The 13,968-nt window shown below is 51.3% G+C and carries 13 protein-coding genes; 9 read left to right on the top strand and 4 right to left on the bottom strand.

The window, feature by feature from the left end; genetic code table 11:
• The 4 genes from HF324_RS08500 to HF324_RS08485 all read left to right on the top strand — a co-directional run bounded on the left by HF324_RS08500 (position 1) and on the right by HF324_RS08485 (position 2,189).
• Positions 1-393, top strand: a complete 393-nt coding sequence (locus HF324_RS08500; RefSeq protein WP_168862291.1) for a hypothetical protein — start codon at positions 1-3, stop codon at positions 391-393.
• Positions 394-547: 154 nt separating this feature from the next.
• A complete protein-coding gene (locus HF324_RS08495) occupies positions 548-1,108 on the top strand; it encodes a GNAT family N-acetyltransferase (RefSeq protein WP_168862290.1) in 561 nt (186 codons plus the stop codon).
• Positions 1,092-1,676 carry an SMI1/KNR4 family protein gene (locus HF324_RS08490; RefSeq protein ID WP_168862289.1) on the top strand — a complete coding sequence of 195 codons (585 nt, stop codon included), beginning with the start codon at positions 1,092-1,094 and terminating at the stop codon, positions 1,674-1,676. The genes HF324_RS08495 and HF324_RS08490 overlap by 17 nt, the downstream gene beginning before the upstream one ends.
• Positions 1,677-1,739: 63 nt before the next feature.
• Positions 1,740-2,189, top strand: a complete 450-nt coding sequence (locus tag HF324_RS08485; protein ID WP_168862288.1) for a YybH family protein — start codon at positions 1,740-1,742, stop codon at positions 2,187-2,189.
• Here the strand turns inward: HF324_RS08485 and HF324_RS08480 are convergent.
• The 3 genes from HF324_RS08480 to HF324_RS08470 all read right to left on the bottom strand — a co-directional run bounded on the left by HF324_RS08480 (position 2,186) and on the right by HF324_RS08470 (position 4,392).
• A complete protein-coding gene (locus HF324_RS08480) occupies positions 2,186-3,001 on the bottom strand; it encodes a helix-turn-helix transcriptional regulator (protein WP_168862287.1) in 816 nt (271 codons plus the stop codon). The genes HF324_RS08485 and HF324_RS08480 overlap by 4 nt on opposite strands.
• A 115-nt stretch (positions 3,002-3,116) precedes the next feature.
• Positions 3,117-3,908: a hypothetical protein gene (locus tag HF324_RS08475; RefSeq protein ID WP_168862286.1), complete on the bottom strand. Its 792-nt coding sequence runs from the start codon at positions 3,906-3,908 to the stop codon at positions 3,117-3,119.
• Between the two features lie 67 nt (positions 3,909-3,975).
• Entirely contained in the window at positions 3,976-4,392 is a 417-nt protein-coding gene (locus HF324_RS08470) for an immunity 70 family protein (protein WP_168811374.1), read from the bottom strand.
• Between the two features lie 465 nt (positions 4,393-4,857).
• Here HF324_RS08470 and HF324_RS08465 point away from each other — a divergent pair, with 465 nt between their 5' ends.
• Both HF324_RS08465 and ppsA read left to right on the top strand, forming a co-directional pair.
• Positions 4,858-5,313 (top strand): MarR family winged helix-turn-helix transcriptional regulator, encoded by a 456-nt coding sequence (locus HF324_RS08465; RefSeq protein ID WP_168811372.1) that lies wholly within the window; start codon positions 4,858-4,860, stop codon positions 5,311-5,313.
• A gap of 6 nt (positions 5,314-5,319) precedes the next feature.
• On the top strand, positions 5,320-7,914 hold the full coding sequence (gene ppsA / locus HF324_RS08460) for a phosphoenolpyruvate synthase (RefSeq protein WP_168862285.1): 2,595 nt from the start codon (positions 5,320-5,322) through the stop codon (positions 7,912-7,914).
• Positions 7,915-7,965: 51 nt separating this feature from the next.
• On the opposite strand, the gene HF324_RS08455 is transcribed toward ppsA, so the two are convergent.
• Entirely contained in the window at positions 7,966-8,124 is a 159-nt protein-coding gene (locus HF324_RS08455) for a class I lanthipeptide (protein ID WP_168811368.1), read from the bottom strand.
• 383 nt (positions 8,125-8,507) lie between these two features.
• Between HF324_RS08455 and HF324_RS08450 the strand changes: the two genes are divergently transcribed.
• From HF324_RS08450 to HF324_RS08440, 3 genes are all read left to right on the top strand, one after another.
• Positions 8,508-9,089 carry an RNA polymerase sigma-70 factor gene (locus HF324_RS08450; protein ID WP_168811366.1) on the top strand — a complete coding sequence of 194 codons (582 nt, stop codon included), beginning with the start codon at positions 8,508-8,510 and terminating at the stop codon, positions 9,087-9,089.
• A 137-nt stretch (positions 9,090-9,226) separates the two neighbouring features.
• Positions 9,227-10,390: a FecR domain-containing protein gene (locus HF324_RS08445; RefSeq protein ID WP_168862284.1), complete on the top strand. Its 1,164-nt coding sequence runs from the start codon at positions 9,227-9,229 to the stop codon at positions 10,388-10,390.
• A gap of 207 nt (positions 10,391-10,597) precedes the next feature.
• A complete protein-coding gene (locus tag HF324_RS08440) occupies positions 10,598-13,960 on the top strand; it encodes a TonB-dependent receptor (RefSeq protein ID WP_168862283.1) in 3,363 nt (1,120 codons plus the stop codon).
• Positions 13,961-13,968: the final 8 nt, after the last annotated feature.

Below are 13,968 nucleotides of genomic sequence, written 5' to 3'. Positions count from 1 at the left end.
ATGAAAATATATTTTTGGGGTGGGATTATTATAGCTTTGGGGTGCATAGTTTCAATTCTATTGAATTACAGGCAATTTCAGGTTGAAAGAGATGGTATTATTGTGAAGATGCAAATCTCAAAACTCCCCAACAGTTGTATTGGGACTAAAGTAAAACACATCGCTGTTTTTAAGTATAGAGACAACGAATATTTCAAACAAGTAGGAATGACCTTCTGCGATCAACATTATGTGGGTGAATACATCGATATGAAATATCTAGCTGGAGTGTCCTTCATAATGTTTCCGTCAGAGTCTGTTATTCCAGCATTTTATTTACTTTCTGTTGGCTTAATATCTGGAATTGGCTGTATAGTATATTACTTCCTTAAAAAAAATAACTCAATAAAGTAAAGACGCAAAAGTGTAAAACAAACTGGTATTTACTTGCAGTTTGTTTTACACTTTCTATCTATTGTTTTAATCTGATTCACTTTCACTCCTGCACTCATTTAACTCCCAATGCCTAAATTGCAGGTCCATCTTCATCCACCTAAAACCCAACCACATGCCCTCCACAGACATCATCACTCCACGGCTCACCCTCCGCTTACTAGGCGACGAGGTAAGAGACGCCTGCCTTGCCGGCAATCTGGAGAAAGCATCTGTCCTCCTCGGAGCCGGGATACCCGCCGCCATGCTGGACCACCCCAGCAGCCTGCATCACGACAAAAAGCAGCTAGTCACCGATGCCAGCTACCCACCCTGGGCTTCACGCGCCATCATCCTCAGCGGGGAAAATAAAACCATCGGCCTTATCCGCTTTCACACCAGTCCTGATCCCCACGCCTCCAAAGACTACCTGGAAAACGCCGTGGAAATCGGCTACCAGGTCTTTGAACCGTACCGCAGAAAAGGATACGCCAGGGAAGCCGCGACTGCAATGTTCAACTGGGCGCGGGAGCATTTTCAGGTCCACCGGTTTGTGGCTTCCATCGCACCGGATAACCTGCCGTCGCTGAACCTGGTGACCTCCCTCGGCTTCATCAAAGTGGATGAAGTCATGGATGAAACAGACGGGATGGAATATGTTTTTGCTGTAAATTACACAGATGAAAAACATCGTTGAGCAATACCTGGCCGGCCTGCAGGAGCGGCTGCCTGAAAAAGACAAAGCCCTGCTGGCCTATGCTTCGGGAGCCACCCCTGCGCAACTGGCAAGACTGCAGCAAACCTACCCCGACTGTCCTGCGTCGCTGCTGCAACTGCTCTCAAAAATCGACGGCACCTACTGGCGGGAATATGGTGAACATACCGTTTCCGTGTTAATATTAGGGTCCGACGTACACCGGTACCCGTATTACCTGAAGTCCGTTGACCAGATACTGAAAAAAAACAAATACAGCGTGAGCATACGGGACATATACGGAGAAGACGCTGACGAGGCGCCGGACCTGGTAGATACCGGTATCGATTCGGCCGTCAATATGGACCGCTGGTTGTGTTTTTCCGATTGTATGAACAATGGCGGTACTTCCAAACTCTACCTCGACTTTAACCCGGCTCCCGGCGGCATCTCCGGGCAAGTGGTCCGTTTCCTGCACGACCCAGACAACTACCGGGTCATCGCCGGCAGTTTCGATGAATACCTGCAGAAGCTTATGGAACACGACTATACGTTTATCGCTTCTAAATGAAGTTGTTCGCAATTTTACAATTTCAGGCTGCTCAAAAGCACTTGTTTTGCAGAAAAAAGACAGATGAAACCACTCCTTCTTTTAATCCTGCTAACATCCGCCTGCTATGGCGCGCAGGGGCAGTCTGAAAGTCCATCGTTAAAAGCAGCCAGGAAAGCGATTGAAGCCAGTAATGCCGTATACTCCGATTTAGCCAATAAAAACGACGGCAGCATCCTGACACGTTATACCGCCGATGCCTGCCTGTATCCTCCCAATGCGGCGCCGGTATGCGGCATGGACAACATGGCCAAATTTTTCAAAGACGGCCCTAAAGTAAACACCAGGTTCACCATCCGGCACCTGTACGGCGACGGGCAAACCTATGTCACGGAAGAGAGTTTTTATGAAATGACTGACCAGCAAGGCCATAAAATAGACGACGGCAAAGTCATCGTCATCTGGAAAAAGACTGCCGACGGATGGAAAATGTACAGGGACATGTTCAGCAGCAACCATCCGCGAAATAACTAAAAACCGATGTTCACTGCCTGCTGAAGCGCCACATCGTCCTTTGCCAGCCGCTGCCTCGCGGCTGAAGGAGTTATACCGGTAAACTTCCGGAATTCTTTGATAAAATGTGCCTGATCATAGTAGCCGCCCTCGTAGGCGATGGCAGTCAGCGATGCCGGCGTGTCCAGCACCAGCCGCAGGGCCCTGTTAAACCGTACCACCGCTGCCAGTGCAGCGGGACTGATACCGATATGCAGCAGGCAAAGCTTCTGGATATACCTTTCAGACATTCCTGACTTCCGGGCAATAGCAGGCAAGTCCAGCTTATCATCGCCCGACAACAGCAGCCCGGAAAACTGCTGCACCATGGCCACCTTCTGCAAATGCTTTTCCTGCTTTGCCAACTGCGCAAGGAAGAACTGCTCCAACACCCTGATCTTCTGCCTGATAGCGCCCGCTTCCATGATCCTGCCGTACAGCTCCCGGATCTCCGGCAAACGGATATCATACAGATCGGTGGCATAGTTGGTAAATTCCGAAAGCGGGTTGGGAAAAAATAAAGCACCTGCATGGGGGTAAATCCGGGCGATCAAAACCACCGTGCCTTTCGCCACCGTCAGCCGCGTCGGCAGCGTCAGATGCCCCAATAGCTCTATCTCCGGCAGGTCTTTCCTTCTGCCATTGATGATAGTGGCCGCAGCACCCGACAGGTTGATCACAAAATCCATATACCCGCTGGGATAAAACACCTCGTTGTCAAGGTCTTCCCCAATAGTGACCACGGTATAATTCTTTATGTAAGGCGCCAGTATGGCCGATGGTAAAAGCTGCATGTCAAGCGGGACATAAAAAATCGTCCCTGCTAAAGTTAAAAATAAAAAACGAGCCATCCCGACCGGGATGGCTCAATACAAAATCAGATTGCAGAATGGCATTCAGTCAATAACACTATTGGTCATATTTCACTTCCCGCATCTCCCTGAAGCCTTCTTTGATAAAAGGCTCCAGCCATGGGGTAAACACCTGCGGACTGAAAGTGATCTTCTTTTTTTCCTTGTTAACGATCCACTGCGAACGCTTCATCAGGATAAAATCCAGCCGCTGATTTGGAGTGAGGTCGGGCAAGGTGTAATAATCCGTATGTTCTCCCTCTTTTCCCTGTTGCTGACGATAGGTACCCTTGACAGACACCTTATGTTGTTGCTCAAAGCTTCTGATCACCGCAGCATCTTCTTTCGCCAGCTCCCACATGGGGTCTTTGGGACAACAGGCAGACCCGTAGCTTTCACTCCGGTACACCACCATATTGCCTGCCGGTACCTTCGGTTGTTGGAAAGTCACCACCGGCTGTTCTCCCGAAATGTGGATACTGTCCACTTTCACCATAGTATCTACTCTCCGGATATGATAATAGATGTTGGTCGTAGCAGGTTCTATGCACATACCTTTACGGGTAGCCTGCTCCGTTATCTCATCATAAAACTGCCAGTCCGGCACGATCAGCGTAAATTCTTTGATAGCCGGATAAAAAGCACTGGAACGTGTAAACAACGCTGCAGGTATTCTTGCTTCCATGAAGAACACGTAGTGCGAGTCCGGGCTTTCCACCAGCGGAAGATCCACCAGCCAGTTACCACCGGCTTCCGCCACATGTTTTCGTTCAATTTCCACTACATGATCATACGATTTTTGCAGCCAGCTGCTATCTGCTGCTGCTGCCGGCGGAGGCGTCTGTCCCATACAGCTTGTGGTAAATATTGAGATGATTGAATACAGTTTTTTAATCATGATATCTTTTTGAATAATCTTATATAGACCGGATGATCAGCGGTTTTTGTATCCTGATGCTGGTATCTAAAGCCGTTTCAAAGACGGCTATCAGCTTTTTGCCATCACTGGTCACAAAATAATCCGCGAGGTTGTTAATGGTCGATGCGATGTTCGTTCCCCACGGTGGTTGTTTGGAAAGATCATCGATGTCCCATACCACTTGGTCCGGCGGCATGGCAGAGAGTTCCTTTTTAATGACTGCCAGTTCCTGTAACACGGCCTCACATTGCGCGGGCGCAATGCCGTCAATAAACAGTTCGTTCATCAGCACGGGAAACCGGCTTCCCCATTTGCTTCCCTCCAGCCGGTAAGCGATAGTGGAGAAAAAAGAATGCAGAAAATCACCAGTGCCGATGGCATGAAAAATGGGTGCGGTAAATAGTCCTACTGCCATAGTTTTTGTATTGACATTTCCAGGGGTAACGCCTTCTTAAAACAGGAAGTCGTTAAAAATCCGTCCCTTATCTTGTCCTGTTAGCTCCTGTACAGTCAAAAATGAGAAAAAAAAGCCACGTTATCCATCCTGTTTAATATTCGCGGGATATGAACCATCATTCGCGGATATACGACAAAAGTATGCGGGGCTATATTTCCGCTGGGCGTACTGTTCCCCAATGTCCTTCTTTCAGCAGGCCGGGCACTACAGAGAAATTCTTTCAGGAGGCCACCCAGAGATAGCCTGGCCCCGGCCCGCTATAGGTCGCCTTTTCCTCCTTCTTTAAAATAGTTGCATTGGACGCAGGAACAGTCCGATCAGAGACCGTGCTCCACCATTGGCTGTATTTTCTCAGAAATTATTTGGCTACTTTTTTAATTCAATTTATCTTAGCAACTAAGATATTTAGACAATAAGATAAAAATGGAACCTGAACTCATCAAACAGATCAGAAAATTGACCCAGTCATACGCCTACACTTCGCTTCAGATGCACGAAGCCGTGGCCCGGAAGGCAGGGCTTTCCGGCACAGACCATAAATACCTGGGCTTCCTGCTGGAACGGGGCGAAATGACAGCAGGCGAACTGGCCAGCCTCACCGGGCTTACCACCGGCGCCGTCACCGGTTTAATAGACCGGTTTGAAAAGAAAAACCTGGTGAAAAGAAAGTTCGCAGAAGGTGACCGCAGAAAAGTGCTCATCGAACCCAATACTAAACTCATTATGTCGCTGTTTGAGCCGCTGTACAGGGACTTCCGGCGGAAATCGGAACAACTGACAGCGACTTTTTCGGAAAAGGAGGTCAAAGTCATCGAACGATACCTCACACAGGCTATAGCCATCATGCAGGAAACTACCACCACCCTCAACGATAAATAGAAAACTATGCGTGCTTACCTACTTGATTTTCAGGAAACCGACAAGACAACGATCGCGATGACCGGCGGCAAAGGGGCCAACCTCGGAGAACTGTGCCATATAGCAGGTATTCAGGTACCTCCGGGCTTTTGCCTGACCACGGAAGCCTTTAAGGCAGTCACCACCAACAATGCCAGCCTTCAGGCTCTTTTGGACCAGCTAGCCTTACTGAAAGCGGACGACCGGAAAAACATCAGCGATATCAGCGCACAGGTCCGCGCCATCATCGAAAGCACGTCCATCCCCGGCGATATCGCTATGGCCGTTACAGACCGCCTCCGCCCTTTCGGCGAAAACACGGCCTTCGCCGTGCGGTCCAGCGCCACCGCGGAAGACCTGCCCACGGCCTCCTTTGCAGGCCAGCAGGATACTTTTCTGAACATCATGGGGACTGCCTCCATACTGAAACATATCAGCCGCTGCTGGGCGTCGTTGTACACCGACAGGGCCGTGACCTACCGGTTGCAGCACGGCTTCGATCATCATAAGGTGAGCCTCGCGGTAGTAGTACAGCAAATGGTTTTTCCGGAAGTGGCAGGCATTATGTTCACGGCCGACCCGGTAACATCTAACAGGAAAGTATTGTCCATCGACGCCAGTTTTGGACTGGGCGAAGCGTTGGTGTCCGGGCTGGTCAACGCCGACAACTACAAAGTCAGGGGGCAGGAGATCATCGACCGGAAAATTGCGACCAAAAAACTGGCAGTATGGCCAACCGAAAACGGTGGCACGACAGAAGCGCCCATAGCGGCCGCGCAGCAAAACATGCCGGCACTGACAGACCAGCAGGTGCTGGCCTTAAACCGCCTCGGAAGAAATATCGAAGCGCACTTCGGCACCCCGCAGGATATTGAATGGTGCTTGTCCGGTGACACGTTCTATATAGTGCAGAGCAGACCTGTCACTACCTTATATCCTGTCCCTCAGGTCCCTGATCAGGAGAACCACGTTTTTGTGTCGGTAGGACATAACCAGATGATGACCGACGCGATTAAACCACTCGGTTTATCTTTTTTCCTGATGATGACACGGGCGCAGATGTATCAGGCCGGCGGCAGGCTATTTGTCGACATTACCCGCATGATGGCCACCCGCGCCGGGCAACAGGCCATCATGGATTCGCTGGGCAAGTCGGACCCGCTGATCAAAGATGCCCTTACCACCATTATCGGGCGCGAAGGTTTCCTGCAGCTGTTGCCCGAAGATAAAACAGAACGCGCCATTCCGACCTTCGAAGGCGAGCCGCCGCTGGAGAACGACCCGTCCATTCCGGCAGAACTGATCCGAAATAGTCAGGCTTTCATCGCACAGCTGCAACAGGATATTCAAACCAAGTCAGGACTGGCATCACTGGATTTTATCGCGGAACATATACAGCAATCCAAGTCCACTATGACAGATCCGCGGAGCCTGCGGGTGATCATGGCCGGCTTTGATGCAGCAGCATGGCTCAATGAAAACGTGGAAAAATGGTTGGGTGAAAAAGGAGTCGCGGATACGCTTTCCCAGTCCGTTCCTGATAACATCACATCGGAAATGGGCCTCGCCCTGCTGGACGTGGCTGATGCTATCCGCCCCTACCCGGAAGTTATCGCCTGGCTGCAACAGACCACCGATGATCATTTCCTCGAAGAACTGCCACGCCTGGAAGGCGGGCAGGAAGCCAGAGATGCCATAGAAGACTATCTCCGTAAATACGGTATGCGCTGCGTCGGCGAAATCGATATCACCAAAACCCGCTGGCGTGAAAAACCGCTCAGCCTCGTTCCCCTTATCCTCAGTAACATCCGGAACTTTGAGCCGGGCGCCGGTAAACGGAAATTTGAACAGGGCAAACAGGAAGCGCTGCAAAAAGAACAGGAGATATTGCAACGGTTACAAGCCCTTCCCGACGGCGCTCAAAAAGCAGCAGAGACAAAAGAAAAGATCAGCCTGATGCGCAATTTCCTGGGCTACCGGGAATACCCCAAATACGCTATTGTGAACCGTTTCTTTATCTATAAACAAGCACTGTTGCGGGAGGCGGAACAGCTCGTGCAGGAGCAGGTGGTCCGCGAAAAAGAAGATATCTGGTACCTTACTTTCGAAGAACTACGTGAAGTGGTACGTACCCGGCAGCTGGACACATCCCTTATCGATCAGCGGAAAGAAACCTACCGGCAATACGAAAAACTGACGCCTCCGAGAGTCATGACGTCCGACGGGGAAATCATCACGGGCAGCTACAAACGGGAACACCTTCCCGCAGCCGCCATCGCCGGGCTGCCTGTATCTGCCGGCATTATCGAAGGACGGGCACGGGTGATCCTCAGCATCGCCGACGCAACCCTCGAAGAAGGAGATATACTGGTCACCGCTTTCACCGATCCCAGCTGGACGCCGCTGTTTGTCTCCATCAAAGGCCTCGTTACCGAAGTAGGCGGCCTGATGACACATGGCGCCGTGATTGCCCGTGAATACGGACTACCGGCGGTAGTAGGCGTGGAACGCGCGACCCAACTGATTAAAGACGGGCAGCGCATAAGAGTAAACGGCACCGATGGCTATGTAGAAATATTATAACAACAGGGATAGTAACCCAGGGCCGGGGCGCTGGGTTACTATCACCTGCTTTTAACAGAACTGGCCTTTCCTCCGCACTTCATCATCACAATGAATGAAGGTATGATAGGAAATACGGCCGTTTAACAGCTCTTTTTGATCACTCAGCGCACTGATAGTGGATTTGTTGAACATCAGTTTTTTGGTCAATGAGGGCTTTTTCTTTTTCATTTTCATAACATTTAATAGTACGTCCACCCTGTCTTCAGTCAAGCGACACGGCCATGGGCAGATTGTTCAGCGCATAAACACATCAGGAAAACGATGCCTTTAACAGCAGTCATTCCTTGTAATATTTTTTGAATATGCCTGTGGAAAACTGGGTTACAACTCAGGAGAGCAGCATGGCTTTAGCAGGCGATAGCAACGTTCGGGTATAACTTTTCAAAACAAACATCATAAAACGGGTTAATCTGATCAATGTTTCATCTATCTAAAATACAAAAAAATAGTTAAGAAAGCAATAACCCCTTGTATAGCTTTTGTATTATCTTTTCATTTCCTGATATAAAATCTGAATTTATTTTTATAATGTTGCGTACCACTCCTGTCACATGAATCGGTACCAATCACCATCTGATGCTGACCTGATGCTGTCCCTCCGCGAGGGCGACAGCGGCGCTTTTACCGAAATTTATCACCGCTACTGGAAACAGCTGCTGGCCGTCGCCTACCTGCACTGTAAGGATAAAACCATGGCGGAAGAAATTGTACAGGAAGTGTTTATCAGCCTCTGGAACAGGCGTAACGAGCTGTACATCGACAATGTAAACGCTTACCTGGCCACCGCCGTGAAACTGTCCGTCTTCAAACAGTACGCACGGCAGAAACGCAGGGACGAAATAAAAGAACAGATAGCCGGGCCAGACATCACCACCTTCGACGAAGAACAGATCTACACCCGGTTCCTGCAACAGCAGATCAACGGCGTAGTGGAAGTACTGCCGGAGAAATGCCGGCTCGTTTTCAAACTCAGCAGGGATGAAGGCCTTACCATCCCGGAAGTGGCCCGCAGCATGGGCATCGCCGAAAAAACAGCGGAAGCTCACCTCACCAAAGCGCTGAAAGTATTGAAACTCAGGCTGAACCGCCCTTATACCTGGATACTCCTTCTCCTCAAAATCCTGATGCACTAAGTGTAAAAAAAAATTTTGCCTGCACTAAGGGTAAGCCCCCGCCTTACGGTACATATTGTTGTAACCGTAATATCCTCTTCTGCTAAGGGTAAAACAACATTCATGGTACATATCTCAATAACAATAAACCTTACACGTTGAAGGACAACATACATCATCTCATTGAAAAATACCTGGACGGCAGCATTACGCCGGCAGAAGAGGCTACCCTGATGGCCTGGTATCAGGAACAAAACCAGGCGGAGGTGCAATGGCTGTCGGAGCACGAAGCGGAAGAAGAACAGGTACGTCAGCGTATGCTGACGAAGCTGCACCAGCAGATCAATATCCCCGAAGCTGCGCCGGCCCGCAGCAGGCGGCTGTGGTACTACCTGTCCGCCGCCGCATCGGTGCTCATTATCCTCGGCCTTGCGGGGTATTTTTACCTGGCGCCGGCACGCCAGCAGGTGCTACCTGCCCCGCCGGCGCTGGCGAACAATGACATCAGTCCTGGTAGTAATAAAGCCATCCTGACATTGGACAACGGCGAGAAAGTAATACTGGAAGATGCGAAAAACGGCATCATATCACAGCAAGGCAATACCGCCGTCAACAAAACCGACAGCGGTCAGTTGTCCTATCAGTCGACCGGCAACGCCGCCACCGCCACCGTTTACAATACCATCACCACGCCCTACGGCGGCCAGTACCAGGTTACCCTGCAGGACGGCACCAAAGTATGGCTCAATGCCGGCTCCTCCCTGCGTTTCCCGGCAGCGTTCTCCGGTGATGAGCGAAATGTAGCGCTTACCGGCGAAGCCTACTTCGAGGTAGCGAAAGACAAAGCAAGGCCCTTTTTGGTGACCGTGGGCGCTACCGCCGCCACACCGCTGGCAGTAAAGGTGCTCGGCACCCATTTCAATATCAACGCCTATCCCGAGGAACAGCATCATACTGTAACCCTTGTCGAAGGCGCCGTAAAAGTAGACTATGGCGCCGCCAACGCGCTGCTCTCGCCAGGTAAAGAAGCCATCCTGGACAAAACATCGGGCAGGCTGCAGACAGCTGCTGCCGACACAGAGTCCGCCATCGCCTGGAAAAATGGCTATTTCATTTTCGAGAATGAAAAAGTGGAAAGCATCATGCGGCAGATCAGCCGCTGGTACGATGTAGAAATAAGCTACCAGGGAGATGTTTCCGGGAAAGCCATTGGCGGTAGCCTGTCCCGCTCGAAGAATGTTTCTGAAGTATTAAATATGCTGGAATTAACCGGTACTGTTCACTTTAAAATCAATGGAAGGAGGATCACCGTTATGCCATAGAACACAGCTGTAAAACAGGCGCTATAAAAATAACCGGGAGTGTTCCCGCACCCCCGGCCGGTTTGAGCTTACCTGTAAAAACGAATTTCAATCGCTATTGTCGTCACAGTTTTTATTAAACCCAAACATCCAAATGTAATGAAATTTTACATACCTGACGTGTGCCCTGACGAAGCCGGCGCCACGTGTAAAAAAATTCTGTTGATAATGAAACTGACCTTGGTTTTAATGATCGCAGCGTTAATGGAAGTCAGCGCCACCAGCTACGCCCAGAAGGTAACGTTATCAGCCAAAAAGATCGCGCTCAGCGATGTATTCCGTCAGATCCGCAAACAAACCGCCTACAACGTACTCTGGAATGTCGACATCCTGAAAGATGCACAGCCGGTTGCCATACAAGCCACCAATGCCAGTGTGGAAGATGTGCTGAAACAGTGTTTCGCACAACAGCCCTTTACCTATTCCATTCATCAGAATACCATCGTCATCACGCGTAAGTCCGGCGCCACCGTCGTTGCCATTACCATCAAAGGCAGCGTGACAGACGTCACCAACCGTCCCCTTCCCGGTGTGGCCGTCAGGCTCAAAGGCACGCAAACAGGCACCGCCACGCTGGCTGACGGCACTTTTACCCTTACTGTGTCTGATGCAGGCGGGGTGCTATTATTCAACTACATGGGCTATACACCGAAAGAAGTTCCCATCAACGGACAGACGGTCATCCATGTGCAGCTGGAACAGGCCTCGTCGCAACTGAATGAGGTAGTGGTGGCCTACGGCAAACAAAACACCCGCGAAATCGTTGGCTCCGTCGCCAAACTGTCTGCCGTAGACATCAAAGATCAGCCTACAGGCACCTTTGCAGAAAGATTACAGGGCAAACTGCCCGGCGTACAGGTACCACAGACCACCGGCCGGCCGGGACAGGGCATGGACCTGCGCGTACGCGGCGCCGCCTCCCTTACCTCCAACGTACGCCCGCTGGTAGTGGTAGACGGCCAGCCTATGCTGGGCAACCCCGATAATATCAACAACATCAACCCGGACGAAATTGAGTCTTTCACCGTACTGAAAGACGCTTCCTCCACCGCATTATACGGCTCCCGCGCCGCCAATGGTGTGATCATGATCACCACCAAAAGAGGAAAAGCCGGCGCCACCAGGATTGACTTCAACTCCTACTACGGCAGCGCCTCACTCATGCGCGAACTGATCCCCCCGGTGATGAACGCCACCCAGCTGGCCACTTACATGAAAGGATTTTATGAAGATAAAATCAAGTACGAAGGATATACCGGCGGCATCCCTGCGGTGTATCAAAACCCGGAGCAGTACGGCGAAGGCACCGACTGGTTCAGCGTGCTCACCCGAAACGCACCGGTACAGAACTACAGCCTGTCCATCAACGCCGGTAACGAGAAAGCAGCTGTCAGCGTAGTAGGCGGCTATTTCGACCAGCAGGGCATCCTGCTCAATACCGGCTACAAACGTTTTTCCCTGCGGGTAAACGCCGACTTCAACCCGGGCAAACGGGTAAAGATCGGCGTCGGCGTAGCGCCCTCCCTGCAACTGGAACATAACAACCGTCAGGGCCCCGGCTTCAACATCGACGGACAGCGTGCCATCTTCGCCTCCGCCTCCATGATGCCGACCATGGGCTCCCCCTATAACCCCGACGGCACCCTCGCTCTGGGCATCTCCGGCTTCACCAACCAGTTCGTATGGGCCAACCCGCTGCGTCAACTGATGGAAGTGAAAGATGATGCCAACCGTATACGATTACTGGCGAACGTATTCACCGAAGTAAAACTGACCGATCACCTGACCTTCCGTACTTCCGGCAGCACAGATATCGCCAGCATGACACGCAACAAGTTCATTCCTTCTACTTCCGTCGGCGGCTTCAACGCCCTGCCGATGGAAAACCCGCCCCCCGGCAACAACACCGCCATTGGTCAGACCACCGTGAACAACGACTACTCCTGGCTGAATGAAAACACGCTCAACTATCAGCAGCAATTTGGAAAAGACCATTCACTGGGACTCATGGGCGGTTTTACCATCCAGCGTTCCACCGGTTTCTTCAGCGATATGGTGGGCCGTGATTTTCCCGACAACAGCATCTCCTATCTGAGCGCCGCCACCCGCTTCACCACCAATACTTCCAGCGCAGGCGCCTGGACGATGATGTCGTTCCTCGGCAGGGTGAACTACACCTTTAAAGACCGCTACATGCTGCAGGCCACCATCAGAAGAGACGGCTCCTCCCGTTTCGGCGACCGCAACAAATGGGGCACCTTCCCTTCTGTAGGCGCCGGCTGGATCGTCAGCGACGAAGCGTTTCTCAAAAACGTGCCCGCTATCAGCCTGCTGAAAGTAAGGGCCACCTTCGGCCTCACCGGCATGAACGAAATCGATAACTACGCCACCGCCGCCCGTATCGGGAATTCCAATTACAGCTTCTCCGGCGGACTGGCGCCCGGCAAAGTGCAAACCACACTGGGCAACCAAAGCCTCGCCTGGGAACGCAACCGCCAGTTTGATGCCGGTATCGACATCGGCCTGTTCGACGGCAGGATCAACCTGTCTTATGACTATTACAACAAGCTAACGACCGGCCTGTTATTCATACTGCCCGTTCCGCAATCCTCCGGCTTTGCCAATGTGCAGGACAACCTCGGCGATATCAACCAGTGGGGACACGAGATCATCCTCAGCACCCAAAACCTCACCGGTAAACTCAAATGGAACACCAGCTTCAACATCGCCTTCAACAGGAACATCGTGAAAAGGATCGGTTTAAATAATATTCCTTTCGCCGATAATCCCAACATCACCCTGTCAGAGTTTACCGACTACCGCACGCTCGTTGGCAAACCGGTAGGACAGTTCTACGGTTACATCTTTGACGGTATCTTCAAAAACCAGGCGGAAGCCAACGCCGGTCCCAAATACTACGGCACCGGCAGCACTACGCTGTCCCAGGCAGGCACCGTAAGGTTCAAAGACCTGAACGGAGACGGTAAAATCACCTTCCCGGACGACCAGACCGTGATCGGTGATCCGAACCCGAAATTTATTTTCGGCTTTACCAACACTTTCCAGTACCACAACTTCGACCTGAACATCGCCATGTCCGGTACTTACGGCAACAAGCTGAAAAACGGTATGCAGGAAAGTACGTACAACCTCGATGGCGTGTTCAACGGTCCCCCGGAGCTGCTCGACCGCTGGCGTTCTGAAGACAACCCCGGCAATGGCCGCGTGGCACGTACGCTGGCGAATACTACCGCCGCCTACCGTACCGACCATACCCTGTTTATCCACGATGCGTCTCACCTCACCATTAACAATATCGCGCTGGGCTATACGCTGCGGAAATTCAGGACACGCTGCATCAAAAGCCTGAGGCTATACGCATCGGCGCAAAACGTCTACATCTTCACCAGCTATCCCGGCAACCCGGAAGTAAGCGCCGGCGGACTGGCGTTTGTAACGCAACAGGGGCAGGATCTGGGTGCTTACCCGCTGCAACGGACCTTTACGTTTGGTTTGAACCTTGGCCTTTAAAAATGAGT

It is taken from the genome of Chitinophaga oryzae (assembly GCF_012516375.2).
GTDB classification, from domain to species: domain Bacteria; phylum Bacteroidota; class Bacteroidia; order Chitinophagales; family Chitinophagaceae; genus Chitinophaga; species Chitinophaga oryzae.
This window is presented reverse-complemented; position numbering and strand designations above follow the sequence as displayed.

Coding starts and splice junctions, on each gene's coding strand:
- HF324_RS08475 (WP_168862286.1), bottom strand. CDS start 3,908: ATGGGACAGACGCCTCCGCCGGCAGCAGCAGCAGATAGCAGCTGGCTG.
- HF324_RS08455 (WP_168811368.1), bottom strand. CDS start 8,124: ATGAAAAAGAAAAAGCCCTCATTGACCAAAAAACTGATGTTCAACAAA.
- HF324_RS08465 (WP_168811372.1), top strand. CDS start 4,858: ATGGAACCTGAACTCATCAAACAGATCAGAAAATTGACCCAGTCATAC.
- HF324_RS08485 (WP_168862288.1), top strand. CDS start 1,740: ATGAAACCACTCCTTCTTTTAATCCTGCTAACATCCGCCTGCTATGGC.
- HF324_RS08495 (WP_168862290.1), top strand. CDS start 548: ATGCCCTCCACAGACATCATCACTCCACGGCTCACCCTCCGCTTACTA.
- HF324_RS08440 (WP_168862283.1), top strand. CDS start 10,598: ATGAAACTGACCTTGGTTTTAATGATCGCAGCGTTAATGGAAGTCAGC.
- HF324_RS08490 (WP_168862289.1), top strand. CDS start 1,092: ATGAAAAACATCGTTGAGCAATACCTGGCCGGCCTGCAGGAGCGGCTG.
- HF324_RS08480 (WP_168862287.1), bottom strand. CDS start 3,001: ATGCAGCTTTTACCATCGGCCATACTGGCGCCTTACATAAAGAATTAT.
- HF324_RS08470 (WP_168811374.1), bottom strand. CDS start 4,392: ATGGCAGTAGGACTATTTACCGCACCCATTTTTCATGCCATCGGCACT.
- ppsA (WP_168862285.1), top strand. CDS start 5,320: ATGCGTGCTTACCTACTTGATTTTCAGGAAACCGACAAGACAACGATC.
- HF324_RS08450 (WP_168811366.1), top strand. CDS start 8,508: ATGAATCGGTACCAATCACCATCTGATGCTGACCTGATGCTGTCCCTC.
- HF324_RS08500 (WP_168862291.1), top strand. CDS start 1: ATGAAAATATATTTTTGGGGTGGGATTATTATAGCTTTGGGGTGCATA.